The organism is Sporolactobacillus sp. Y61, from assembly GCF_040529185.1.
In the GTDB taxonomy this organism is placed as follows: Bacteria; Bacillota; Bacilli; order Bacillales; family Sporolactobacillaceae; genus Sporolactobacillus.
In genome coordinates this window covers 2,762,892-2,787,766 of the sequence record NZ_CP159510.1, presented here as the reverse complement: position 1 = coordinate 2,787,766, position 24,875 = coordinate 2,762,892, and the positions used below count along the sequence as shown (strand labels likewise).

Sequence of the window (24,875 nt, the reverse complement as noted above, 5' to 3'; positions counted from 1 at the left end):
TCAACAGAGGGGTGTTTATCATGGGGGAAGCTATCGTCGTTACATCAGGGAAGGGCGGTGTTGGCAAAACCACTACATCAGCAAATATTGGTACCGTACTGGCTCTTCAGGGAAAGAAAGTATGTCTCGTAGATACAGATATCGGCCTTCGTAACCTGGATGTTGTTATGGGACTTGAAAACCGTATCATTTATGATCTGGTCGACGTAGCCAGCGGGCGATGCAAGCTCAGGCAGGCGCTGGTTAAGGATAAACGTTTTGATTCTCTCAGCATGCTCCCCGCTGCACAGACGGTAGATAAAATGTCTGTCCTGCCTGATCAGATGAAGAAAATCATTGATGAACTGAAATCGGAATTCGATTACGTGGTGATAGATTGCCCTGCAGGTATTGAACGCGGATTCAAAAATGCTGTAGCAGGAGCTGATCACGCGATTGTGGTGACAACTCCTGAAATTTCCTCAGTCCGGGATGCCGACAGAGTAATCGGCCTGCTTGAACAGGAAAAAAACATCACACCCCCACGTTTGATTATCAATCGCATTCGTCAGCATATGGTAAAGAGCGGGGGCATGCTTGAGACGGATGAGATTATGAACATTCTGGCTATTGATCTTCTCGGTATCGTGCTGGACGATGATGATGTGATTTCAGCATCAAACAAAGGTGAACCGATCGCCATGAATCCGTCCTCACGTGCCGCACAGGCTTATCGGAATATTGGCAGACGGATCCTTGGAGAGACTGTTCCGCTCATGGCTGTTGAAGAAAAAGGCGGTTTTTTTCATAAATTTAAAAATCTCCTTGGCATGAGGTAAATAAAATCAGCAGATCCGACGGACCCATTAAGGTCCGTTTTTTTTAGTCCATGCTGGGATGATGAAGTCCAACCCATCATAAAAGAAGACCCCTGTGCATAAGGTCTAACATAGGACAGGCACAGGAGGGCACGTTATGGGTGCTTATGAAGCATACAAAAAAAGACACATGGACAGAAAGAGGAAACGTACCGGCTTAACCACTTCGAGCCATCAAGGTCCGAAATCGTTCGAGCCTTATGAACGATATGCTGCTAAAGAAATGAAGGACAGGCCATCGGGCGGACCGAATCGTTTTTTAATCAGGTGCGTCCTGGCGGCAGTTCTCGTCCTGGCGGTCTCCTGGATTAACCGGCAGGATCATGAGAGATTTCAGAGGATTCAATCGTCCATTGAAACGGCGATGTCTCATGAATTCCAGTTTGCCGCAGTGGCAGACTGGTATCAGAAAAATCTTGGCGAACCTGTAGGGTTTCTGCCTGACCTGAATAAGAAGCAGCAGAATGTAGAAGGTCAGGTCGCCGAACCTGAAAAGAAGACTGAATATGCTGTCCCGGTAAACGGAGAGATTACAGGGACATACAATAATAAAACCAAGGGCGTCACGGTATCAACAACTTCCCATTCTGAAGTCAGTGCCGTACAGGACGGGCTGGTTGTATTTGCAGGTGAGAAGAAAGATAGCGGGCGAACGGTCGTGATCCAGCACAAGGACAATACAGAATCATGGTATGGAAAACTGGATGAAACAAAAGTGAAAGTTTATGAAACGGTTAAGAAGGGGCAGAAGATCGGGACCACTTCGGGAGATAAAAAAGGGAATTTTTATTTTGCCCTGAAGAAGGAGGAAAAGTTCATCGATCCGATTCAGGTGATGTCTTTTGATTAAATTTCTGTCATCCAGAATGCGTATTCATCCTGTGTTCTGGCTGGTTATGGCAATGGGTGGGCTGACCGGCTATCTATGGGAGACAGTCATCGCTTTTTCTATTGTTCTGATTCATGAGTGCGGGCATGCGGCGGCAGCCCGTCGTTTCGGATGGCATGTATTGGAAATTGAGCTGCTGCCCTTTGGCGGTGTCGCACGGATTGATGGGGGAAGGGATGTTGCATTCGTCCAGGAATTTATTGTCATCATCAGTGGCCCGCTTCAGCATCTCTGGCTGCCCTTTCTGTCACAGGCTATGCTGGCCCTGCCCTTCTGGGGTCCGGCTCAGCACCAGATCCTGACGAGCCAGAACATGGCGCTTCTGCTGTTTAATCTGCTGCCTGTCTGGCCACTTGACGGAGGGAGACTGCTGCATCTGTTTCTGGAGAGACTGTACCCTTACAAATCGGCTTATTACCGGGTTTTGCTCTTCTCCTGTCTGGGCCTTGTCCTATTCAGTATCATCATGCTCATATACTACAGATTTTCCGTAAATCTGTGGGTGATGATTGCCTTTATCTCTCTGTCCATCTATAAAGAACGACAGGTCATTCCTCTGCATTTTCTCCGCTTTCTTATGGCCATGTCAAACAGGAAAAAAGTATTTCGGATGAACAGATGGATCTATGCTCAGCCTGACGAGCCGATTACATCCGTTTTTTCCGGCTTTTACAGAAATTCAGAGCATAAGATTCGTATCGTGGGGGAAAAGGGAAAAGAAATAAACGGTAAAGCACTTGTGTCGGCGTTTTTTAGTGGACGCTGTTCAGGAGGAAAGTTAGAGGATTATCGTTTTCCAGCAGATGATTAGCAGATGGGTTCATCTTGCAGGACGGCATTGATTTTGCGATAATGTGTTCGAGATCCGGAAGGTGAGGGTGGGGTGCAACATGCGCGGCAAAGATGTATCTGTTGTCATGGATCAGGGACCGGGCGGCCGCATCAGGGCTGCTTATATTGAAGACGGCGTCGTCCGTTCTTTTTATTTTGTCCATTCACTGGCGGAGCCTCTGCTGGATGATCTGTTTGTCGGCAGAGTAAAAGAGGCCAGACGGCGGGCTCTGGGATGGTTTGTCGATCTCGGAGAGAAAGTCTCAGGTTTTCTCCCGTCAGATAAAATCACCGGCGAAGCTCCTTCCCCGGTACGTACAGGCTTGTCCAGGTAGACAAAGAAGCAGGAAGAGAAAAGCCTGTGCAGCTGACAGAGAAGATCCAGCTATCCGGTGATCATCTGGTTTACCTGCCGAACAGTAACTATGTAGCCATCTCACATCAATTAGATCATGAAGAACGGGAATGTTTAAGAAAAGAGATTGCCGGATGGCTGAGGACCCCTGAAGGGATTATTGTCCGGTCAAAAGCGGGTAGAAAATCAGCCGCGGTCCTGATCCGGGAACTGAATCAGTTGCGCTCAGAATGGCGGTCTCTTTTAAAACGGTCCGCCGCCATGAAAGCGCCGGGACGGGTTTGCCGCCGTCTCTCTTTACTCAGTTCTATCCTGAATGAAAATCACCGGCCGGAGTCCTGCACGGTTTTCAGCAATATTCCGGTGGATAACGATGAGAAGATCTCGGCGGGCGTGGATATGATTTACGAGCCGGCTGACAATTTATTTGCTGTCCATGATCTTGAAAAAATATGGAGATCCGTTGAACAGCCGGGTGTTCCGCTCCCGAAAGGTGCATCAATCGCCATTGAACACACGGCTGCACTGACAGCAATCGACGTCAATACCGGTTCGAGAGTCGTCGGTGACCATTGGGAGGAGCAAGCCCTGTCCATCAATCTGGATGCGGCGCGCGAAATTGGAAGGCAGCTCAGGCTCAGAGGGATCGGAGGCATGGTGGCAGTTGATTTTCTGCGCCTTCATAAGCACGAAAACCGTGACCGGGTGATTGATGAGCTGGAACGGGTGACCGCACAGGATCCTGCGACAGTAAAAATTTTCGGTTATTCCGAAATGGGTCTTGTTGAGCTGACGAGAAAAAGAACACGAAGAGAAGCAGCAGATCGTAACTGAAGGCTCATTAGGATGTGGGGGACACCCTGTGTTAAAAGGGACGATAAGGCGTTCTGAAATTATTTTCTCCCAAAATAAATCTGAATTTGTACAATCAATAATCAGGGACGATTGGGGAAATGTATCCTCATATGAAAAATACGGGTGGGAGTGACGACCTGGCGGCTGGGGGATCAGGTTAAGCACATGATCCGATGAATAAACGGAAAAATTCCGCTTACTGAGTCATTATATTTAAGAATAGTTAGAATAGACGGAGAGGCTCCGCCTATTGACTCAGAAGACGGGAAAATGGAGCTTTTTCTCTGGCATAAGCGGAAAATCTCCGCTTATATATCCCCTGGAGAGCGTTCCGTCCTGACCCTAACCGGAAAATATCCGCTTATTTCACTTTTTGCTCTCAGGACAGAACATCTTATGACAAGTAAGTGAGATGAAGGCCCCTGCAAGATGGGAAATGACCTGCGACTTTCAAAGGATCGCAATACGTTGAAGAAGATTTGCCCGGCGAGAAGGCAAACCCCTGAGCATCGGGAAAAAGCTGTGCCACTTGGATTGGTGTGGCGAAAAAAATCAACATCACAAAAAGCTCACTGAAAAAATGTCTTGACTTCTGATTCATCATTATGATAAAGTACATATGTTATTGTCTGATGGATAATGACATGGAGCATCTCGCTCCAACCGCACGGAATAGGCGGGACAGGCTCATCTGTTCCACAAATGCCGTCAGGCTGCCGTATCCGGCGAGTCTGAGAATACAGAAGGAGGTGCAGCAGGGATGTATGCAATTATCGAAACAGGCGGTAAGCAGCTGAAGGTCGAAGAAGGCCAGACAGTTTTTGTTGAAAAACTTCCGGCTGAAGCAGGCGAAACGGTAACTTTTGATAAGGTTCTCTTTGTCGGCGGGGATGAAGCAAAAGTCGGCTCCCCAACTGTTGAAGGTGCCAGTGTCACAGCTAAAGTTGAAGAACAGGGTCGCAGTAAAAAGATCATTGTTTTTAAATTTAAGAAGAGAAAAAACTATCGCCGGAAACAGGGACACAGACAGCCGTTTACAAAAGTAACCATCGAAAAGATCAATGCCTGAGGTGACCGTTAATGATCACACTCAAGGTAGTCAGAGATCCTGACGGCCTGATCCGGGGATTTACGATGAGCGGCCATGCAGGCAGTGGCCCTCATGGCTATGATCTGGTCTGTGCAGGCGCTTCAGCGGTCTCTTTTGGGGCACTGAATGCTGTTGAACAGCTGACCGGAATCAGGCCACAGGTGAATCTGTCAGGAGAAGGTGGTTTCCTGAGTTGCCGCCTTCCTGATCAGGCACATGTCGGGAAGATGGGGAAGGCGCGCCTGATTCTCGAAGCCATGCTTGTCTCCATGAGAACGATAGAGCACTCTTACGGAACATATATCCGAATTATTGATAAAGGAGGTACCCATTATGTTGAAACTTGATCTTCAGTACTTTTCATCCAAAAAAGGTGTCGGCAGTACGAAAAACGGTCGGGACTCGATCTCAAAGCGCCTCGGCGCCAAAAGGGCAGACGGTCAGAAGGTTACAGGTGGTTCTATCCTGTTCCGTCAGCGCGGGACGAAGATTTACCCGGGAGCAAATGTCGGACGCGGCGGTGATGATACATTGTTTGCCAAAGCAGACGGCGTTGTTAAATTTGAGAAATTTGGCCGGGACCGTAAAAGAGTCAGTGTATATCCTGTTGACGCTGTTATTGAGGCGTAAGCCTGAACGTATACCTGTATATGAAGAGCAGCCGGAGGTTTTTTGTATCTGCAAAAAACATTCCGGCTGCTTTTTTGGGCTGATAAACAGGGACTGATTAAAAATCATTCCGGCTGTTTTCTGCTATACTTGGATAAAGATCAGAAACGGCAGGCGATATGGATGATCAGTGAAGAGACAGGCATCAAATTGATTGGAGCTGCGAGGCACATGCTGTTAAATGATCTGCAGCTTATCAAAGGGTATATCTATATGAATCAGATGGAACATGCGAATGAGGTGATCAGCCGGCTGACAGACCGGCTGATCCATCAGGCACATCTTTCCCATCTGCAAATGCCAAAAAGCTCCTTTTTTCTGGTCACTTCCAGCTGGTTTCCACACCCGTATCGACTGAGTTACAGTGTTTCCGGACCTGAAAGAAATCTGTCAGAATGTGATGAATCCCTGCATGCCTTTTTGAATCTGCTGATTCAGAAGCTGGATCAGCATGCCTCCGAATTTACGGATAATACGGTTCATATCGAACTGGAAGCCGTACCCGCACACGTGTATCTTCATGTTACTTTTGAAGGCCAGCTCTGTGATGCGGAGACCATGATGGATGAAATGAAAAAAACAGATCTGAATCAATCCCTGCGATGGGTTGAACACTATCTGACAAAAGGAAAGTCTGATAATGAAATGAGGTGGATCCTGTGTTTGTTGATCAGGTGAATGTGTATGTTAAAGGCGGCGATGGCGGAAACGGAATGGTCGCTTTCAGACGGGAAAAATACGTCCCCGATGGCGGGCCGGCAGGTGGCGACGGCGGAAAGGGCGCCGATGTCATTTTTCAGGTGAATGAGGGTTTGCGGACATTAATGGACTTTCGATATAAGCGCCATTTCAAAGGCAGCAAAGGAGAAAATGGTCGGCCGAAAAATCAGCACGGGAAGAACGCCGCCCCTCTGGTCGTACAGGTTCCGCCGGGAACGGTTGTCCGGGACAGAGATACCGGACAATTGATCGCGGATTTAACGGAAAACGGGCAACGTGCTGTGATTGCATCAGGAGGAAGAGGTGGCAGAGGAAATACGCGCTTTTCCACACCGGCCAACCCTGCACCTTATATTTCGGAAAACGGTGCGCCAGGTGAGGAACATGAAATCAGTCTTGAACTGAAACTGCTTGCTGATGCCGGGATGGTCGGTTTTCCAAGTGTAGGGAAATCGACGCTGCTTGCTGCCATTACTTCGGCCAGGCCTAAAATCGCAGCGTATCATTTTACCACACTGGTTCCGAATCTTGGCGTTGTGAATGTGGATGAGGGAAGCAGTTTTGTGATCGCTGATTTACCCGGCTTAATTGAGGGAGCAAGTCAGGGCGCAGGTCTCGGGTATCAGTTTTTACGTCATATCGAACGTACCCGCGTGATTGTTCATGTGGTCGACATGTCCGGAATGGAGGGTCGTGACCCTTTTGATGATTATAAAAAGATTAATGAAGAGTTAAAGAGCTATCAGTGGCATTTGATTGACCGGCCGCAGATTGTCGCGGCAAGCAAAATGGATCTTCCCGGCGCAGAGAAGAACCTGGAGGCGTTCAGAAAAAAAGTCGGACCGCTAGTACCTGTTTTTCCAGTATCGTCTGTTACGCATTCAGGCTTGAAATCTTTGATACATGCTGTGTTTGAACAGATCGGCAAGACACCGTCATTTCCTGTGCATGAGAAGCAGGAAGAAGCCAGGTCTACTGTATACACGATGAAAAAGGAAGAAGCCCCCTTTACGATTACACGTGAAAGTGACGGCGTCTTTAATGTCTCTGGTCCGAAAGTCGAGCTGCTGTTTAAAATGACCAATTTTCATCATGATGAAGCAATCAGGAGATTTGCCAGGCAACTGCGTGGTATGGGGGTTGACGATGCTTTGAGAAAAAAAGGCGTGACCGATGGCGACACCGTGCGCATTATGGATTATGAGTTTGAATATACGGATTAAAGGAACGCGGCCAGTTCGGCCGTGTTTTTGATTATGGCGGGAAAAGGTTCAGAAAACCCGGCAATCGCGATACCGCCAGTGGCTCGCCGGTTGCCAGATTTTCTTTACAACAAATATCCCGCTTTTTTCAGGGCGCTGACAGCACGATCCAGTTGCCCCTGTTCAGCAGCTTCAAGCTGATGAAGATGGACTCCTTTAGTCAGTGATGAAAGAAGAGAGGCATTAGTCTGATGCAGCTTGCTGATGAACAGTCTGACATCTGTACGGTTTCGGATCATCAGCGAACCGGTGATCTCGCCATAGAGCGGATGTTCAACTGTAACATTGACTACCGTAACGCCGCAGTCAACGATCAGATTAAGCTCATCTTCAGTTTCTTCAAGGGTGTGTCGGCAGGCAACAACGCGTGTTCTGGTACCTGGCTTTTCTCCGGAAAGAAACAAGTATCCCTGAGACGTCGCGATGATTGGGTGATTTCTGGCTCTGAGAAGCGATATATCCTGAACGATCACCTGACGGCTGACGGCCATTTTGTCGGCGAGTTCCCCGCCTGTTATTGGCCTGGAAGATGCGGACAGACAGCCAAGCACTTTCCGTCGCCTTGCTGAAGCAGATAATTTTCTTTCTCGGGTTCGGGTCATAAGCATGTCCTTTCGAAAATGAATCATTTAGTTATCATTATAAGCAAAATCTCATTTTCTGCACAGGGGGACGCTCAATGGATCATGATGCAGCTCCACATTTTTTACGCGATGAGAAAGGACAAAAATTTTACATATTTCGTGTAAGGGCATGGGGCTCAGCCGGTGCCAGGGGCCTCGCTTCGCCAGGTTTTCTATAAAAAAGTGGCAAAAAGCCCAGGTCTGCCATATACATAAAATGACTTTCACAGGAAAGGATGAAAACCGTGAAATTATATGTGGTACAGCAAGGCGATTCAGCTGCCGGAATTGCAGAAAAACATAGCATGACGCTTGAAGAATTAAAAAAATTGAATCCTGACCTTGAAGAACGTCCGCTTTATCGAGGCATGAAGATTAAAGTCAGCGGAGAGAAACAGGCAATTAAAGTATCCAGCGCGGTCCGGACGGAAAAGCCTGAGGTTTTACCGGCGGAAGACATGCCCAATACATCCGTGCCCCAGTCTGCCTCTCAGCAGACCGAAACCAATCCGGGAGCGTTAGCCGGGTTGAATCAGCCTTCCGCAAATCCGGAGAAAGAAAAGGAGGAATTTAAAGATATCTTTTATCCGAAGGAAGGGGATTATTCGGCTGCAGGCAACGCGCTTTCGTATAGCGCCCATGATATGAATCAGGTACCGGTTTTTCCTTTTCTGCAGACTGACCCTTCAGCGACAAATCCTGTCAGTCCGTATCAAATGGGGAATCACTGGTCTGATGTGAGCCCGTCGACTCAGGCTAATCCGTGGCCGGCGGCAAGTCCTGCTTATCAGCCGAATCCAACGGCGACGAGTCCGGCGTCACAGGCTAATCCGTGGCCGGCGGCAAGTCCTGCTTATCAGCCGAATCCAACGGCGACGAGTCCGTCGACTCAGGCTAATCCGTGGCCGGCGGCAAGTCCTGCTTATCAGCCGAATCCAACGGCGACGAGTCCGGCGTCACAGGCTAATCCATGGCCGGCGGTAAGTCCTGCTTATCAGCCGAATCCAACGGCGACGAGTCCGGCGTCACAGGCTAATCCGTGGCCAATGGCAAGTCCTGCTTATCAGCCGAATCCAACGGCGACGAGTCCGGCGTCACAGGCTAATCCATGGCCGGCGGTAAGTCCTGCCACGCAGATGTACCCGACCAGCCCGTCAGCACAGATGAAAAAAAAACCGGCAGAGAGCCAGCCGGCATCCGGGAAAAAGCCAGTAAACAAATCGGGTTTGCCCGCCAATCCGTCAGAGAACATTTATAAACCGGCACAGAAACCAAAGAATAACTACCCGTTTCTTGCGCAGGGAGCCGTTTCTCCTGAAAAACCCATTGGCGGAATGAAAGCGACGAACGTATCACCCGCCTCTTTTCCCTACCCGACGGCTGGAAAATCGTCAGGAAAGATGAATCCTGTCGGTGCTCAGGGAACAATCGGAGGCTATCCTTATCCCTATATGATGCCGAATCAGTCGAAAAAACCCTGTAATTGTGGCGGCACGGGAAGCTATCCAGTTCAGCATGCGCCGTACACCCCGTTCGGCAATATGCCGGTGGCGGGATATTATGGTGGAAACCAGCCTCCGCAGTCGCCTTATACGCAGTCACCTGTGTCACATAAACCGGCTTATAAGTCCGTAAATGACAATGATGCCAATAAGAAAAAATAAATGCCATTTTTATCTAAATATCCGGTAAAAATTCATCAGCGTAAATTCCCCTTTTCCCACACAAGATAAAGGCGAAAGGGGGATTTTATTTTGAAAAGGACACTATTGACTATGGGTTCGGTTCTCACTCTGAGTGGTGTTTTATTTGGATGTCAGCCGGACAATGCAGCGTATGATAAAAATCGGGACGGGATGCGAAATGTCACTTTCCGGACGGCCGACCAAAATGACCGGAATTTCACGAATGATCCGGGTACGCCGGACAATGTAAACAACAATATGGCTCAGGATCGGAGTCAGGGTCGTCCTGGTTATGGTCAGGAACGCCGTCTTGCGCAACGGATTGCTCAACGCGCTGATGCGGTTCCAGGTGTAGACAGGGCTCATGCCATTGTCAGTAGAAACAATGTGGCGGTAGGTGTCGTTCCTGAAAATGCCGGGACGAATAACGAGGATGTTGAGAAAAAGGTCCGTGCCGCAATCAAACCGATCACAGGTGACAGGCGGGTCTATGTGACATCTGATACACGTTATGTAAACCGAATTACGACAGCAGAAACAAATTTTAATGCAGGACGACGGGGCATGCGTGAAGCAGGTGCCGATATAACAGGGATTATCGATGATCTGGCGAACGCACTGAAACGCCCGTTTGAAAACAACGACAGATAATTCTGTGGAGAAAAGAGTAGGGGGTTGCCCTTGCTCTTTTTTTCATAAGCAAAAATATGTATAATAATTACGGAAACGTGTTTGGATCAGGGTTCAGAGAATTGGAACAGAGATCAGACGTTATCAGCTGCGTGGCCGGTCAAGGGCTGTGCGGCTTGATTTGCGCCTTCTTTTCTGACCAGACATAAAGAATCAATGAGAGGGGAAAAAATATGTCCGGACATTCAAAATGGAATAATATACAGCATAAGAAAAACGCTATGGATGCCATTCGCGGAAAAATCTTTATGAAGCTTTCCAAAGATATTTATCTCGAGGCAAAACATGGGGGCGGCGATCCGGATATGAATGCCGGCCTGCGCCATGCAATTGAAAAAGCTAAAGCAGAGAACATGCCTAATGACAACATTTCCCGGGCAATCAAAAAAGCGACAGGAAATCTTGACGGTGTCAGCTACAGTGAGATCACGTACGAAGGGTATGGACCAGGCGGTGTTGCCGTGATGGTTGACGTGCTTACGGATAACAGGAATCGCTCGGCCTCCGAGATCAGACACGCCTTTACAAAAAGCGGGGGCAATCTGGGTGAATCCGGAAGTGTAGCCTTTATGTTTGATCAGCAGGGCCTGATAGAAATCGAGAAAAAAGAGGGCCTTGATGAAGATCAGTTGATGATGGATGCACTCGATGCGGGGCGGACGATCTGAAATCCAGGGAGGATCGTTTCATTATCATAACGGCGCCGTCAGCTTTTGAAGATGTGAAAAAAGCACTTGAAGAAAAGCAATATGAGATAGACAGGGCAGAAGTGGCTATGGTTCCCAAAACGAAAACAGCGCTGAATGGTAAAGACCTTGAAAAAATGCAGAACCTGATGGATGCTCTGGAAAACAATGACGATGTCCAGGATATTTACAGTAACCTGGAAGAAGCCTGATTGAATTACCGGCTGTTAAAAAAATCAGACTCGAGCATTCAGCCTGAATGCTCTTTTTCTTTTGCGTTTTTTGTGAGACCACGGTTCTGTGTGCTATGATATTGAGTGAATGTACGGGCCGCGTGAGGCTGGAGGAGTTTCGTGAGTGTTTGACTATATAAAAGGAATCCTGACCTGGCTGTCGGGAAACGGGATTGTCATCGAACAGAACGGGATCGGATTCAAAGTTGTCTGTGCCAATCCTTTTACCTGGCAGACGTCCCTTAACCATGAAATAAAGGTTTATATTTACCAATATGTCCGGGAAGATGCGATGCTGCTCTTCGGTTTTAAGTCCCGTGATGAACGTGAGTTATTTATCCGGCTGTTAACGGTTTCCGGAATTGGGCCGAAGAGTGCGCTTGCTGTTCTTGCTTCGGGAAGTCCGGAAAGCATTATTCAGGCCATTGAGGCAAAAGACGATAAATATCTGACCCGTTTTCCCGGCATAGGTAAAAAAACAGCTGCACAGATTATATTGGATTTAAAGGGAAAGATAGCGAATTCTGCTGCCCTCCAGCGCAGTGAATCAGCGGGAGAGACGCAGAGCTCCGCTTTGAACGAAGCCATTGATGCTTTGAAAATGCTGGGGTATTCTGAGCGGGAAATCAACAAAGTGATGCCTGAATTGAAAAAGAAGGAATTATCCGCTGAAAATTATGTGAAAGAAGCGCTTCGTCTGATGGTCAGGCGATGAAAGCAGGTGAATACTATGGAAGGTGCCGATCGACTGCTGTCAAGTGAATCCACAAATGAAGATAATGGAATGGAACAGTCTATCCGGCCGACCGACCTCGATCATTATGTAGGTCAGGATGATTTAAAAAGGAATCTTAAAGTCTTTATCCGGGCCGCGAAGGAGAGAAATGAACCCCTCGATCACGTACTGCTCTATGGACCGCCGGGGCTTGGCAAAACAACACTGGCAATGATTATTGCCACAGAGATGGGGACGAATATACGGACCACATCCGGACCGGCACTTGAACGTCCGGGGATCTGGCTGCCATTCTTTCGTCTCTTGAGCCGGGTGATGTCCTGTTTATTGACGAAATTCACCGGCTCAGCCGCCACATCGAGGAAGTCCTCTATCCTGCAATGGAAGATTTCTGCATGGACATTGTGATTGGAAAGGACGATACCGCTCATTCGGTTCGACTGACTCTTCCGCCGTTTACGCTTGTAGGCGCTACGACACGTGCCGGGTATCTTTCTCCGCCACTCCGTGACCGCTTCGGTGTCATCAGCCGTCTACAGTTCTATAATCCTGAGGAACTTTCCAGAATTGTCCGGAGAACGGCTGCTGTGCTTCATGCCGCGATTGATGATGATGCCTGTAACGAAATTGCCCGACGGTCTCGTGGCACGCCGCGTATTGCCAACCGGCTGTTGAAAAGAATCCGTGATTTTGCCCAGGTTGAGGCAGATGGACGGATAAACAGGGAGACAGCCAGAACCAGTCTCAGCCGTCTTCACGTTGATGATTCAGGCCTTGACCGGGTCGATCATCAGCTGATTGAAGGGATCATTCGAAAATTCAATGGCGGTCCTGTAGGGCTGGATACGTTATCTGCTGCAATTGGCGAAGAACGGCATACGATTGAAGATGTACATGAACCTTATCTGCTTCAGATCGGATTCATCCAGCGAACACCGCGCGGACGTATTGCGACAGATCTTGCTTATCGGCATCTCAACATAGAGAGGGGTGTCTGAACGGTGGGGGATATTGGAAAACTTCTGATGACGGCCGGGGTGATTTTGTTTTTGGTTGGTCTCTTCTGGCCGCTGATCGGCCGGTTGCCCGGTGATATTTTTATAAAAAAAGGCAACGTTACATTCATATTTCCCATTGTCACCTGTCTTGTGATCAGTGTCGTGGTTTCATTAATTTTTTATCTGATTAATCATCTACGTTAAGTGAAAGAGAGTGCTGAAATTCATGGACGTTTCAGATTTTGACTATGAACTGCCGAAAGAATTGATCGCCCAGACCCCATTGAAGGATCGTGCGGCGTCCCGTTTAATGGTAATTAATCCGAATACCGGGCGCATCGCTCATCATCATTTTTCGGATATCATCAATTACCTGAATCCCGGGGACTGTCTGGTGCTGAACGATACGAAAGTGCTTCCTGCCCGTCTGATCGGACATAAAGAGGAAACAGGGGCAAAAATTGAACTGCTTCTTCTGAAGCAGACAGAAGGTGATACATGGGAATGCCTTGCCAAACCGGCCAAAAGGTTACACCAGGGCGCTCATGTTCAATTTGGAGACGGAAGGCTTGAAGCGGTTTGCGCTCAGGAACTGGATGAAGGGCGGAGGCTCGTCACGTTTCATTACGAAGGTATTTTTTATGAAGTTCTGGAAGAACTGGGGAAAATGCCGCTGCCGCCATATATTAAAAAACAGCTGGACGATCCCAATATGTATCAGACTGTCTATGCGAAACATCGGGGTTCAGCAGCGGCACCTACAGCCGGCCTCCATTTTACAGAAGAGCTGCTGAAAGCGATTGAGAAAAAAGGAGTACATATCGTCTTCATCACCCTGCATGTCGGTCTCGGTACATTTCGTCCGGTAAAAGTGGAGAAAATTGAGGATCATAACATGCATTCCGAGTTTTATCAGATGTCAGCTCAGTCTGCTGAAATATTGACGAAAGCCAGAGCAGAAGGTCACCGGATTATTGCCTGCGGGACCACAGTGATCCGAACGCTTGAAACGATTACTGCAAAATATGACGGAAAGTATCAGGAAGCATCAGGATGGACGGACATCTTTATCTATCCCGGTTTCCGCTACAGAGCCATTGATGCGATGATTACAAATTTTCATCTGCCCAAATCTACATTAATTATGCTGGTTGCTGCTTTCGCCGGAAGGGATTTTATTTTGAAGGCTTATCAGGAGGCAGTGAAAGGAAAGTACCGCTTCTTTAGTTTTGGCGATGCGATGTTTATTGAGGAAGGAATTCACAACGAATGAGCGATCCGGTTACCTATGAATTGATAAAAACGGACCGGCGGACCGGTGCGAGACTGGGACGCCTCCATACGCCGCACGGAACCTTTGATACACCCATGTTTATGCCGGTTGGTACCCAGGCGACGGTTAAAACGATGAGCCCGCGTGAATTAAAAGAGATCGGTGCGGGGGTTATCCTGAGCAATACATATCATCTCTGGCTGCGGCCGGGGGAGGACATTGTCAGAGAAGCAGGGGGTCTGCATCGTTTCATGAACTGGGACCGGGGCATTCTGACTGACTCAGGGGGATTTCAGGTCTTCAGTTTAAGTAAGATTCGCGATATTACTGAAGAAGGTGTACATTTCCGTAATCATCTGAACGGTGCGAAGATGTTCCTGTCACCCGAGAAAGCCATTGCGATTCAGAATGCACTTGGTTCAGATATCATGATGTCCCTTGATGAATGTCCGCCTTATCCGTCCACCTGGGATTACATGAAAAAGTCTGTTGAGCGGACAAGCAGGTGGGCAGAACGCGGCCTGAATGCGAACAGAAATCCGGAAACTCAGGCTTTATTCGGGATTGTACAGGGCGGCGTCTTCAAAGATTTGAGAAAACAATCGGCTGAGGAATTGACTTCACTCGATTTTCCGGGGTATTCCATCGGCGGATTATCTGTCGGCGAACCCAAAGCTGATATGAATCAGATGCTGGAGTTTACCGTTCCACTGCTCCCATCAGGCAAGCCACGTTATCTGATGGGCGTTGGATCCCCTGATTCACTGATTGACGGAGTCATTCGCGGGATCGATATGTTTGACTGTGTCCTGCCCACACGTATTGCCAGAAACGGCACCTGTATGACCGAACATGGGCGTCTGGTCATCAAGAATGCCCAATATGCACATGATTTCGGACCGATTGACGCCGATTGTGATTGCGCGGTCTGCCGGAATTATTCCCGGGCGTATATCCGCCATCTGATCAAAGCCAATGAAACATTTGGATTTCGACTTACTACTTACCATAATCTCTATTTTTTGTTAAAATTAATGAGGCGTGTCCGTTCTGCGATAAAAGCAGATCGACTGCTGGATTTCAGAGAAGATTTTTTTGAATCCTATGGTTTTAATAAACCGGATGCGAAAAATTTTTAAATGAGTTAAAGGGAGGCTTATCATGGAAGGGATTACTGGTATACTGATACCCCTTCTGATTTTCGTTGCGATTTTCTATTTTCTGCTTATCCGTCCGCAGCAGAAGCGGAATAAGGAGACGCGTGAAATGCAGGCATCACTTCAGAAGGGTGACAAAATTGTAACCATCGGAGGGCTTCAGGGAACGGTTGAATCGTTCGATGAACGGACCGTGGTACTACGAAGCAGCAGCAGCAAGCTGACTTATGAACGGAATGCAATTCGTGCTATTGTAAAGAAATCTGCAAATGCACATGCTCAATCCGAAAGTAAGGAAAAGGATAAGGAAGAAAAGCCGGGAAAAGAAGAAAAAGGAAGTAAGGGAAGTAATTAAAAAAACGGGCTCAGTAAGACTCATGGCGCTGGCTGAGTCAGTGTTGCCCTTACACGCATGATCTTTTTACTTCCCAGTTGAGGAAAAACGGCCCCCATTTATCGGGGCCGTTTTTCAACATCAGCCCGGGCGGCGGATGTTGACCAGGATCAATAGTGGTGCCGGCCTGAAAATAAATTGACACCGACAATTCCGCCAATCGCTGCAGATGCAATATTAGCCAGAAAATAAACATATTGCATCAGCCCCGGCCAGTGGTCAAGACCCAGGTATTGAAAAAACAGACTGAAGAGACAGTAAAACAGGCCGGTTACTGCGCCAATCAGCAGGCCTCTCTCCTTTAATTTCGATCCGCTGATCACGCCGCCGATAAACAGAGCCGTTATAGAAATGACGACTGGAAGGACGGTTCCGCTTGTTTCCGCGAAGCTGGTGAACCTCAGAAGAGAGGCAAGCAGAAAGGCGGATGCCAGGACGATAATGATCGATGTGGCGATACCATAAGTCACGGCAGAAAGCCAGTTTCGAGCCATAGGAACACCTCCGGAAATGAGAACTGCAGCTGTTCATGCGCCGCTATGCTACATGTCTATTCGGACAAGCCCATTTTCATGACAACCGGCATTCATGATCCATCGGATTTCGTTCATACTAACCCTGTAGGACGTGTTGAAGAAATCATGGAGGAAAAAAGCATGGGAACGGCTGTAGCCAGAATCATTTTTTTATTGATCATTTTATGGGTCGGTTTCAGAAACCTGATGCCGGAAAAACCTTCCGACCGAAAAATATCGGAACTGATGTGGCTTTTTATGGCGGTCGGAATGTCACTGGCGGCCGTGATCCATCCGGATATTCCGCTGTTTCTGTTTCTTATACCGATTGCTGTTCTGATTCTGTGTTTCAGGTGTTCTCTGCTTTTTAATAAGTGGCGGAGACCCTCAGAGAACAGGATATCTCAGTCAGTGCCCGCCAGTTTATCTGATGCTGGCGCGAAACTTGTTCATGAACCCTTCCGGCAGCCCTGGCCGCAGATGGGACTGCCCTTAATCGAGGATGGAAAGTGTCGCCTGGATAATCTGTTTAAGATTGGCAGGACTCAGCTTTGGCTGAAGCAGGAACTGAGAAAATACGGCTATCGGGATATTCGTCTGGTTAAATACCTGACGATTGACCAGACTGGCAATTTCTTCATGGATTTGACCAGAGATCCACATGAGGTTTAAGCAATCCATTTTCCAACCACCGGCAACTGAGCCAGCTGATCTCTGCGGATGATACCGAGAAACGATCCAAGCAGCAGATAAAACAGACTGATGGCTGTCATTAAAGCCAGGGTTCTTGGAACAAGGGACCAGGTGATTAAGGCCTTTCCGATAAGATAGTGAGCAAGAATCCCTGAACAGGCAATCAGAATCCCTGTATGAATATAATCTTTAAAAATCAGGGAGAAGCCGATGGTCTTAAAAATGACAGCGGCGTGAAGGAAAGTGACCAGGACAACATTGATGCAGATGGCCAGGGCAGTCCCCGCAATGCCAAATTCCGGATTACTGGTCAGGAGAAACAGGGTGACGATCTTAACCACTGCACCGATCAGCGTATTGATCATCGCTGCTTTTGCGAGATCGAGTGCCTGAAGAACAGCATGCAGTGGCGCCTGAAAATACAGAATCATGAAAAAAGGAGCCATGATGTGGATAAAGTATGCCGCTTCAGGTGCTTCGTAAATCATTTGCATTAAGGGCGCTGCAAATGAAAAGGTCACAACCAGTGAGAGTCCCCCGGTCAGCATCGCAATTCGAAGTGATTGATTAAGACGGTAATGGATCATGCCGTAATCTTTTCGGACAATCGCTTCACTGATCGCCGGAACCAGTGAGATGTGCAGCGCATGGGTGATAAAACCAGGCAATAGAAGCAGGGTGAGTGCATAACCGGTCAGCTGTCCGTAAAGTTCAGCAGAGGTTTTGATTGAATAGCCGGCAATCAGCAGACTGTGCGAGACGATCATCGGTTCAAGAAAACTGCTGAGTGAACCGATCAGGCGGCTGCCCATAGTAGGCAATCCGATATTCAGCAGGCGGCGCAGTGTAGTACGACTTCCCTTCAGCAGGCTCAGGCTCTGCATGTTCAGCCGGATGCCGCCGCTCTTTCTGAACATGCGAAGCATGTACAGAAGTGAAGCGCACTCGCCCGCGGCTCCGGCGATCATCGCCCCCGCAGCCGCGTAAGCAACACCGTAAGGCATTAACAGGTTCGCCAGAGTAACGACGAGGGAAATCCGCACGACCTGTTCAACGATACCGGAGAATGCGTAAGGTTTCATATTGCGAATGCCCTGAAAATAACCGCGCAGGACGGAGCTGATGGCAACGATCGGAATCACCGGTGTAATCGCCAGAAGGGGATAAACCACCCGGGTATCGGCGAAAAGATATTTTGCCGTCACCGGTATGGCAAGCAGCATGGCTGACGTCAGGATAATACTGATCAAACAGACAATGGTAAGCGAGAGGATGAGGATTAACCTGATTTTTTTCCTGTCCCCGAAGGTTTCTGCTTCTGCTACCAGTTTGGATATGGCAACAGGAAGTCCGAGTTCTGTCAGGGTGACAATCAGCAGCATGGCCGGGAAGGCCATCATAAAGAGGCCAACCCCTTCGTCTCCGATCACTCTTGACAGGATCATTCCGTTAATCATACCAAGGATCCGTGTAATGAGCCCGGCAGCCATCAGAATAAATGAGCCTTTCAGAAAAGATTGACGTGTCATTGCCTGTCCGCCTTTTTTGCGTCGGGTTGCGGTAAATGCCGCGCGCATACAGGGATTATATGCATCAGACTGCCACCGGCATGACAGGGATGTGTGGATGATTCCGTGAGCAGCGAAGAGGGGAAATGGTTTTTCAGACATGCCGGATTTTGTGTTTCGTATTGCTCTCTGATTATGCTATGATAGACATTATGGGAGGAATCAGCATGGCAGAAAAGCCCTTGGATATGGAAAAATGGCATAAATCGATTGAACCGTTTCTCCAGAGCAAGCTGGAAGAATTTCATCTGCTCGGGCTAAATCACCTGAGCCGGGAAGAATTCTGGCAGTTTGTAAAAGAAAAACTGGAAAAAGCGAAGGGAGAGAAGCCTGAACGAATCCATGAGGTCGTTGCGGCTGTCATGGCGCTGACCGTTAATGATTATATGAACAAGCTGCGTATGGACATGTTCCGGGACTCCCCACTCGATAAAGAGATGGACAGCGGGCTGTTCAAATAATAATGTTCAGAGGATAAGACCGGATCGCCGCACGGAAGGATCCGGCCGAAAGATAGAAGGGAGCAAGTTAAGGTTATGGTGAAAAAAGGACCGTTATTTTCCTTTTTGGCAATTCTGGTTGTATCAGCAGTCATCCTCGGTTTTGCCACAATGCCAATCATACATAATATTAATCTGGGCCTTGACCTGAAAGGCGGGTTTGAAGTTCTTTATCAGGTGGAACCGCTGAAAGCGGGACAGAAAATTGACAAAGCAGATATGAGCAATGCGGTTGCGGCCATCAACAAACGGATCAATGTCCTCGGTGTCAGTGAACCGAATATTGCCATCGAAAGCGGAGACAGGATTCGTGTCCAGTTGCCGGGTGTGACGAATGAAAAGCGGGCAAGAGAGCTTCTGTCGACGACGGCCAATCTTTCATTCAGGGATTATCAGGACAAGCTGATGCTCGACGGATCGGATCTGCAGCCGGGCAAGGCAAAAGTTGCGTTCGATGAGCTGAATCATCCGATGGTTACCCTGCAGCTGAAAGATCCGAAAAAATTTGCAAAGGTGACCTCCGATATTCTGTCGAAAGCACCGAATAACGTGCTTGTCATCTGGATGGATTATCAAAAAGGTGACTCCTATGCAAAAGAAGTTCAGAAAAGCAATCATAAGTTTATTTCCAACCCTGCAGTGAATCAGGTGCTGAATACGAGTGATGTCCAGATAACCGGAAACTTCACCGTACAGGAAGCCAATAATCTGAAGGATCTTCTTAATTCAGGGTCACTGCCAGTTAAGATGGATGAAACCTATTCGACATCTGTCGGTGCGCAGTTCGGTCAGAATTCAATGAGGGATACCCTGTTTGCCGGAGCACTCGGGGTCGCAGCCATTCTCCTGTTCATGCTGGCCTTCTACAGACTGGGCGGGCTGATTGCCAATATCACTCTTGTCTTTTATATTTATATGGTTATGGGTGTTTTCGTCGGGTTGCAGGCGGTTCTGACACTTCCGGGGATCGCGGCCATGATCCTTGGTATCGGCATGGCGGTCGATGCGAATATCATTACACTTGAACGTATCAAGGATGAAATTCGAGGTGGAAAATCAATTGCGTCGGCATTCAGATCAGGGAGCCATCGGGCGCTTCCAACGGTTGTTGATGCCAATCTGACCACGATTATTGCCGCGGGTGTACTCTTCTTCTTTGGTAACAGCGCGGTTAAGGGCTTTGCCGTTATGCTGCTGATCAGTAACGTTGTGACATTTATCTCATCGGTATATGGTCAGCGACTGTTTCTGGGTTTACTGGTTAAAAGCAGAATCCTGAATGATAAGCCATGGCTGTTCGGTGTCAGAAGGAGTGATATCCGTGAAAACGAAGCATGATATGAATTATAAGCACTATAACAGATTGTATAATCATCTTGATTTTATGAAATACAGGAATGTGTTTTTCACCTTCTCGGCGGCATTGATCCTGCTTGGAATTGTCTCTCTGTTTGTTTTCAAACTCAATTTGGGTATTGACTTTTCAAGTGGTACCCGTGTAGATATTCAGACGAACCATCCGATGTCGGTGACAAAGGTGGAACAATCGTTCCGGGATATGGGTTATACCCCGGAACAGCCCGTCCTTTCCGGAAATAATCGAAATATCGCAACGATACGAATCAACGATGACCTGAGCCGGACTGAGGTTGCGGATGTCAAAAATTCGATTCAGAAACAGTATGGCGTAGAGCCTAATGTCAGCACGGTTTCGCCGCAGGTCGGAAGAGATCTCGCGAAAAACGGCCTGTATTCGCTGATTATTGCTTCATTTTTTATCATTATTTATGTCTGGATTCGATTTGAATTTTTGCAGGGACTGACTGCCGTACTGGCTTTGATCCATGATGCGTTCTTTATCGTGACCGTGTTCAGTCTGCTGCATATTGAAGTAAATATTCTCATCATATCCGCCATTCTGACGATCGTCGGCTATTCGGTCAATGATACGATTGTCACCTTTGACCGTGTGCGTGAAAACATGAAAATGAGCAGAAAACGTCTGACGACGCTGGAGGAACTTGGGAAGATCGTTAATCTGAGTATCCGTGAAACCCTGACCCGATCGATAAATACAATTCTGACCGTCCTGTTCCCGGTTATTTTCCTGCTGATCTTCGGCAGTGAATCCATTAAGACCTTTACCATTGCTCTGCTTGCCGGTCTGCTCTGTGGTGTTTATTCCTCAATCTGCATTGCCTGTCCGCTCTGGGCTGTACTGAAAGCACGGTATCTTGCACGGCGCAAAGCTAAAAGAACCGTTCAGGCGCAGAATTAATGCTCTTTAAAAATCGAACGGGGAGACTTTGACTGTGAAAAAACAATGGAATATCCTTTTGATTTTGATATTCACTCTGATTGTGGTTCTGTTTTCTATAGACAATGTAGACAGTGTGACATTCAGTTATTTGTTCGGAAAAGCCGACATTCCGCTGATTCTGATCATTATTGGATCGGTGCTCATCGGCGTCCTGCTGATCGGACTTTCAACATACATTAAAATTTATAAACAACGGCGTCGGATCGTTCAGCTGGAAAGGCAGATCCAGAGGCTGGCCAGTCTGCATCCCGAAGATGCTGAAAAACTTGCGATCAGAGTATCAGGTGGAGAAGAAGAGGAAGAGGGAAAGCGTGTCTCACGAAAACGCCTTTTGTCGCGAAAATAATCCCCGGGCCCTAACATGATACATGTGAACCGAAAAAGGAGGCGGCAACCATTGCTTCAACCGGAAAACCGGTGGATTACAGAGCAAGCAGATACGAAAAAGGTTCGAGAACTGGCTGAAGACCTGCACATTTCATCGCTCACAGCACGATTACTTGTTCTGCGTGGGATCGATAATCCGGAACACGCGGAACTTTTTCTGCATCCTGAAAAAATGACATTTCACGATCCGATGCGGATGCTCGGGATGCGTGAGGCCGTTGACCGGATCAGCCGGTCTGCTGCCCGCAGACGGAAAATACGCATTTTCGGCGATTATGATGCCGACGGCGTGACTTCTACGGCACTTCTTGTCCGCGCGCTGAGCATGACGGGTGCCGAAGTTTCCTGGCATGTCCCTAACCGGTTTACAGAAGGCTATGGACCCCATGCTGCGGCGGTCGAACAGGCAAAAAAGGATGGCATCGATCTCATCGTTACCGTGGATTCGGGTATTGCAGCATATGAGGCGGCAGATCGTGCCCGTCAGCTGGGGATTGATTATGTCATCACAGACCATCACGAACCCCCTGCTGTACTCCCGGATGCTTCTACGATTCTGAATCCGAAACAGCCGGGATGTGACTATCCATTTAAAGGACTGTCAGGAGCAGGAGTTGCCCTGAAGCTTACTCAGGCACTATTTGGGAAGAAAGCTGATCCGCAATGGCTTGCCCTTGCCGCCATTGGTACCATTGCTGATCTGGTTCCCCTCAGGGATGAGAACAGACTCATCGCCTATCAGGGGCTTAAGAGAATAAATGAAGGGACGTACCCGGGAATCAATGCATTAAAGTTCAAATCTGGTGGAAAAGGAGACGCAGACAGTGATACAATTGGTTTCCAGCTGGGACCACGGCTCAATGCCGCCGGGCGGCTCGAAGATGCGGAACCGGCTGTCCGACTTCTCCTCACCGGGGATGAGACGGAGGCATCTGCCCTGGCCGACCGGCTGGATAAGCTGAATCAAGAGCGAAAAGCCCTTGCGGATCGTATTTTTCGCGAAGCAGACCAGATGGCTGCAAGCTTTATTCAGCGGGGTGACCAGGCACTGGTTCTGCCCGGTGTCAACTGGAATCAGGGAGTTATCGGCCTTGCCGCTTCCAAAATTGTAGAAAAATATTACCGGCCAACTATTATTCTGGCTGTAAACGAAGAGAAGGGTGTGGCCAAAGGATCGGGACGCAGTATCGATGGCGTTAATCTGTACAAAGCACTGACCGATAGTTCAGATCATCTGGCCCAGTTTGGCGGACACCAGATGGCTGCCGGCCTTTCACTTCCGACCACAGATATTGATGATTTCCGCTCCGATTTTCTTAAGGCTGTCCGTCATCAGATCACACCGGACATGCTGATAAAAAAAGCAATCATTGAGGACACCTGTCAACCGGATCAGATTACGGTTGAGCTGATCGAACAGCTTGGGCAGCTGGCCCCGTTTGGCACGGATAACGCAAAACCGCTCTGCCTGATGGACCATATCCCGCTTACGAAAATCAGTGCAGTCGGCCGGGATGCGTCGCATTTGAAACTGACAGTTAAAGGTGATTCAGCTGAACTTGACGGAATCGGTTTCGGTATGGGACATAAACGGGCTGAAATTTCTCCGGCGGATCGAATCAGTATGATTGGTGAGTGGCAGATTAATGAATGGAATGGATTTAAAAAGCCGCAGATGCTGATTCGGGATATAAAAGTTGATGGACTGCAGGTCTTTGACTGGCGTGATGAACGCCGGTTGAATGAAAAACTGGAGAAGATTTCCCCGGATGAGGCAGAAATGATTGCGTTTCAGGAGCACACAGCTGAACGGCTGCAGCTATCCCGGGCGGTGAAGCGCTGCTCGGGAGAACAGCCTGTCCGGAAACCGGTACTTGTTCTTCTGGACCTTCCAGATGAACTTGAGCAGTTGACGGGACTGATCGACAGATGTACAGAAGTCAATCGCATATATACTGTTTTCCATCATGCTCATGATCATTACTTTTCAACATTCCCGACAAGAAATCACTTTGTATGGTATTATGCCCTGATCCGGCAGGAACATTCGTTTAAGCTGGATGAAACGGCAAAGCAGATTGCCAGATTCAAAGGATGGCCTGAACGCATGGTTTATTTCATGACAAAGGTGTTTTTTGAGCTTGATTTTGTTACAATAGATAATGGTGTTTTGACAGTGAATCCTGCGTCGGGCAAGACGCCGCTCTCGGATTCAGTTACTTATCGCAGAGAAAAGAACCAGCTGGAAATGGAAGATCTGTTTTGTTATTCACCGATTTCCAGATTGAAATCGTGGTTTGAAGAGAGAATGAAACATCGGAAACAGGCGGATGAGCCGGAGGGGACTATACATGGATTATAAAAAGTATATCGCGTCAGTGATGGATTTCCCAACCAAGGGGATTAACTTTAGAGACATTACATCATTGCTTCAGAATGGGCCGGTTTATCAATCAGCCATCAATGAGATGGCTGATTTCGCACGCCGTAAGAAGGCGGAAGTGATCGTCGGTCCGGAAGCACGTGGTTTTGTCATTGGCGGACCCATTGCCTACGCTTTGGGTGTGGGCTTTGTTCCCGTCAGAAAGCCTGGAAAACTTCCACGTGACGTCGAAACTTTTTCCTATAAAAAGGAGTATGGCATTGACACGCTGTGTATTCATCAGGACTCCATTAAACCGGGACAGCGCGTCCTCGTCACCGACGATCTGCTCGCAACCGGAGGCACCATCAATGCGACGATTAATCTGGTGAAAAAGCTTGGTGGTGATGTGGTTGGTGTCGCTTTTCTGATTCAACTGAGCGAACTTCACGGAACAAGGTTTCTTAAAGATTATGATGTCCTGTCTTTAATTGATTACTGAGAACAAGGTGTTGCCGGAGAGTGCC

General features: G+C 48.1%; 25 protein-coding genes, 3 pseudogenes and 1 other annotated feature. Of the genes and pseudogenes, 25 read left to right on the top strand and 3 right to left on the bottom strand.

Translation table 11 applies throughout. From position 1 onward, the window contains the following. Positions 1-20: 20 nt before the first annotated feature. From minD to obgE, 10 genes are all read left to right on the top strand, one after another. Complete coding sequence (minD, locus tag ABNN70_RS13400; RefSeq protein ID WP_129928234.1) at positions 21-818, top strand: septum site-determining protein MinD; 798 nt, start codon at positions 21-23, stop codon at positions 816-818. Positions 819-954: 136 nt separating this feature from the next. Then, complete coding sequence (locus tag ABNN70_RS13395) at positions 955-1,707, top strand: M23 family metallopeptidase (RefSeq protein ID WP_129928235.1); 753 nt, start codon at positions 955-957, stop codon at positions 1,705-1,707. Further along, positions 1,700-2,557 (top strand): site-2 protease family protein, encoded by an 858-nt coding sequence (locus ABNN70_RS13390; protein WP_129928236.1) that lies wholly within the window; start codon positions 1,700-1,702, stop codon positions 2,555-2,557. The genes ABNN70_RS13395 and ABNN70_RS13390 overlap by 8 nt, the downstream gene beginning before the upstream one ends. Before the next feature lie 79 nt (positions 2,558-2,636). Then, entirely contained in the window at positions 2,637-2,912 is a 276-nt protein-coding gene (locus ABNN70_RS13385; RefSeq protein ID WP_353948072.1) for a hypothetical protein, read from the top strand. Between the two features lie 26 nt (positions 2,913-2,938). Further along, positions 2,939-3,766 carry a ribonuclease E/G gene (locus ABNN70_RS13380; protein WP_353948071.1) on the top strand — a complete coding sequence of 276 codons (828 nt, stop codon included), beginning with the start codon at positions 2,939-2,941 and terminating at the stop codon, positions 3,764-3,766. Between the two features lie 672 nt (positions 3,767-4,438). Further along, positions 4,439-4,530: a sequence feature (ribosomal protein L21 leader region), on the top strand. 17 nt (positions 4,531-4,547) lie between these two features. Continuing rightward, positions 4,548-4,856: a 50S ribosomal protein L21 gene (gene rplU / locus ABNN70_RS13375; protein WP_353948070.1), complete on the top strand. Its 309-nt coding sequence runs from the start codon at positions 4,548-4,550 to the stop codon at positions 4,854-4,856. An 11-nt stretch (positions 4,857-4,867) separates the two neighbouring features. Next, positions 4,868-5,224 carry a ribosomal-processing cysteine protease Prp gene (locus tag ABNN70_RS13370; RefSeq protein ID WP_353948069.1) on the top strand — a complete coding sequence of 119 codons (357 nt, stop codon included), beginning with the start codon at positions 4,868-4,870 and terminating at the stop codon, positions 5,222-5,224. Beyond that, complete coding sequence (gene rpmA / locus ABNN70_RS13365; RefSeq protein ID WP_129928240.1) at positions 5,211-5,507, top strand: 50S ribosomal protein L27; 297 nt, start codon at positions 5,211-5,213, stop codon at positions 5,505-5,507. The genes ABNN70_RS13370 and rpmA overlap by 14 nt, the downstream gene beginning before the upstream one ends. A 162-nt stretch (positions 5,508-5,669) precedes the next feature. Further along, on the top strand, positions 5,670-6,224 hold the full coding sequence (locus ABNN70_RS13360; protein WP_353948068.1) for a Spo0B C-terminal domain-containing protein: 555 nt from the start codon (positions 5,670-5,672) through the stop codon (positions 6,222-6,224). Continuing rightward, positions 6,206-7,489, top strand: a complete 1,284-nt coding sequence (obgE, locus tag ABNN70_RS13355; protein ID WP_129928242.1) for a GTPase ObgE — start codon at positions 6,206-6,208, stop codon at positions 7,487-7,489. The genes ABNN70_RS13360 and obgE overlap by 19 nt, the downstream gene beginning before the upstream one ends. 104 nt (positions 7,490-7,593) lie before the next feature. Here the strand turns inward: obgE and ABNN70_RS13350 are convergent, their stop codons facing one another. Then, complete coding sequence (locus ABNN70_RS13350; RefSeq protein WP_129928243.1) at positions 7,594-8,130, bottom strand: transcription repressor NadR; 537 nt, start codon at positions 8,128-8,130, stop codon at positions 7,594-7,596. A gap of 266 nt (positions 8,131-8,396) precedes the next feature. On the opposite strand from ABNN70_RS13350, the gene ABNN70_RS13345 reads away from it, so the two are divergent. From ABNN70_RS13345 to yajC, 9 genes and pseudogenes are all read left to right on the top strand, one after another. Beyond that, positions 8,397-9,815, top strand: a complete 1,419-nt coding sequence (locus tag ABNN70_RS13345; RefSeq protein WP_353948067.1) for a LysM peptidoglycan-binding domain-containing protein — start codon at positions 8,397-8,399, stop codon at positions 9,813-9,815. Positions 9,816-9,905: 90 nt separating this feature from the next. Further along, a complete protein-coding gene (locus tag ABNN70_RS13340) occupies positions 9,906-10,487 on the top strand; it encodes a YhcN/YlaJ family sporulation lipoprotein (protein WP_353948066.1) in 582 nt (193 codons plus the stop codon). A 212-nt stretch (positions 10,488-10,699) separates the two neighbouring features. Then, a pseudogene (locus ABNN70_RS13335) lies at positions 10,700-11,424 on the top strand (YebC/PmpR family DNA-binding transcriptional regulator). 145 nt (positions 11,425-11,569) lie between these two features. Next, positions 11,570-12,160 carry a Holliday junction branch migration protein RuvA gene (gene ruvA / locus ABNN70_RS13330; RefSeq protein WP_129928247.1) on the top strand — a complete coding sequence of 197 codons (591 nt, stop codon included), beginning with the start codon at positions 11,570-11,572 and terminating at the stop codon, positions 12,158-12,160. Between the two features lie 15 nt (positions 12,161-12,175). Next, positions 12,176-13,179, top strand: a pseudogene (gene ruvB, locus ABNN70_RS13325) (Holliday junction branch migration DNA helicase RuvB). A gap of 3 nt (positions 13,180-13,182) precedes the next feature. Further along, a complete protein-coding gene (locus ABNN70_RS13320; RefSeq protein WP_129928249.1) occupies positions 13,183-13,383 on the top strand; it encodes a DUF2905 domain-containing protein in 201 nt (66 codons plus the stop codon). A 22-nt stretch (positions 13,384-13,405) separates the two neighbouring features. Further along, the gene (gene queA, locus ABNN70_RS13315; protein ID WP_353948065.1) at positions 13,406-14,452 is read left to right on the top strand and encodes a tRNA preQ1(34) S-adenosylmethionine ribosyltransferase-isomerase QueA; all 1,047 of its coding nucleotides are present in this window, start codon (positions 13,406-13,408) and stop codon (positions 14,450-14,452) included. Beyond that, entirely contained in the window at positions 14,449-15,591 is a 1,143-nt protein-coding gene (gene tgt / locus ABNN70_RS13310) for a tRNA guanosine(34) transglycosylase Tgt (RefSeq protein ID WP_129928251.1), read from the top strand. Before queA ends, tgt begins: the two co-directional genes overlap by 4 nt. 22 nt (positions 15,592-15,613) lie before the next feature. Continuing rightward, on the top strand, positions 15,614-15,964 hold the full coding sequence (gene yajC / locus ABNN70_RS13305; protein WP_353948064.1) for a preprotein translocase subunit YajC: 351 nt from the start codon (positions 15,614-15,616) through the stop codon (positions 15,962-15,964). Between the two features lie 149 nt (positions 15,965-16,113). Here yajC and ABNN70_RS13300 read toward each other — a convergent pair whose 3' ends face one another. Next, entirely contained in the window at positions 16,114-16,497 is a 384-nt protein-coding gene (locus tag ABNN70_RS13300) for a TIGR04086 family membrane protein (protein ID WP_129928253.1), read from the bottom strand. Between the two features lie 162 nt (positions 16,498-16,659). Between ABNN70_RS13300 and ABNN70_RS13295 the strand changes: the two genes are divergently transcribed. Continuing rightward, positions 16,660-17,190: a YetF domain-containing protein gene (locus ABNN70_RS13295; RefSeq protein ID WP_353948063.1), complete on the top strand. Its 531-nt coding sequence runs from the start codon at positions 16,660-16,662 to the stop codon at positions 17,188-17,190. On the opposite strand, the gene spoVB is transcribed toward ABNN70_RS13295, so the two are convergent. Further along, positions 17,187-18,740: a stage V sporulation protein B gene (gene spoVB, locus ABNN70_RS13290; RefSeq protein ID WP_353948062.1), complete on the bottom strand. Its 1,554-nt coding sequence runs from the start codon at positions 18,738-18,740 to the stop codon at positions 17,187-17,189. The genes ABNN70_RS13295 and spoVB overlap by 4 nt on opposite strands. Before the next feature lie 206 nt (positions 18,741-18,946). Between spoVB and ABNN70_RS13285 the strand changes: the two genes are divergently transcribed. The 5 genes and pseudogenes from ABNN70_RS13285 to ABNN70_RS13265 all read left to right on the top strand — a co-directional run bounded on the left by ABNN70_RS13285 (position 18,947) and on the right by ABNN70_RS13265 (position 24,850). Next, on the top strand, positions 18,947-19,240 hold the full coding sequence (locus tag ABNN70_RS13285) for a post-transcriptional regulator (RefSeq protein WP_129928256.1): 294 nt from the start codon (positions 18,947-18,949) through the stop codon (positions 19,238-19,240). 75 nt (positions 19,241-19,315) lie between these two features. After that, a pseudogene (secD, locus tag ABNN70_RS13280) lies at positions 19,316-21,557 on the top strand (protein translocase subunit SecD). A gap of 34 nt (positions 21,558-21,591) precedes the next feature. Then, complete coding sequence (locus tag ABNN70_RS13275) at positions 21,592-21,945, top strand: LapA family protein (protein ID WP_353948061.1); 354 nt, start codon at positions 21,592-21,594, stop codon at positions 21,943-21,945. A gap of 51 nt (positions 21,946-21,996) precedes the next feature. Beyond that, positions 21,997-24,348, top strand: a complete 2,352-nt coding sequence (gene recJ, locus ABNN70_RS13270; protein WP_353948060.1) for a single-stranded-DNA-specific exonuclease RecJ — start codon at positions 21,997-21,999, stop codon at positions 24,346-24,348. Further along, entirely contained in the window at positions 24,338-24,850 is a 513-nt protein-coding gene (locus tag ABNN70_RS13265; RefSeq protein ID WP_129928261.1) for an adenine phosphoribosyltransferase, read from the top strand. Before recJ ends, ABNN70_RS13265 begins: the two co-directional genes overlap by 11 nt. Positions 24,851-24,875 lie beyond the last annotated feature (25 nt).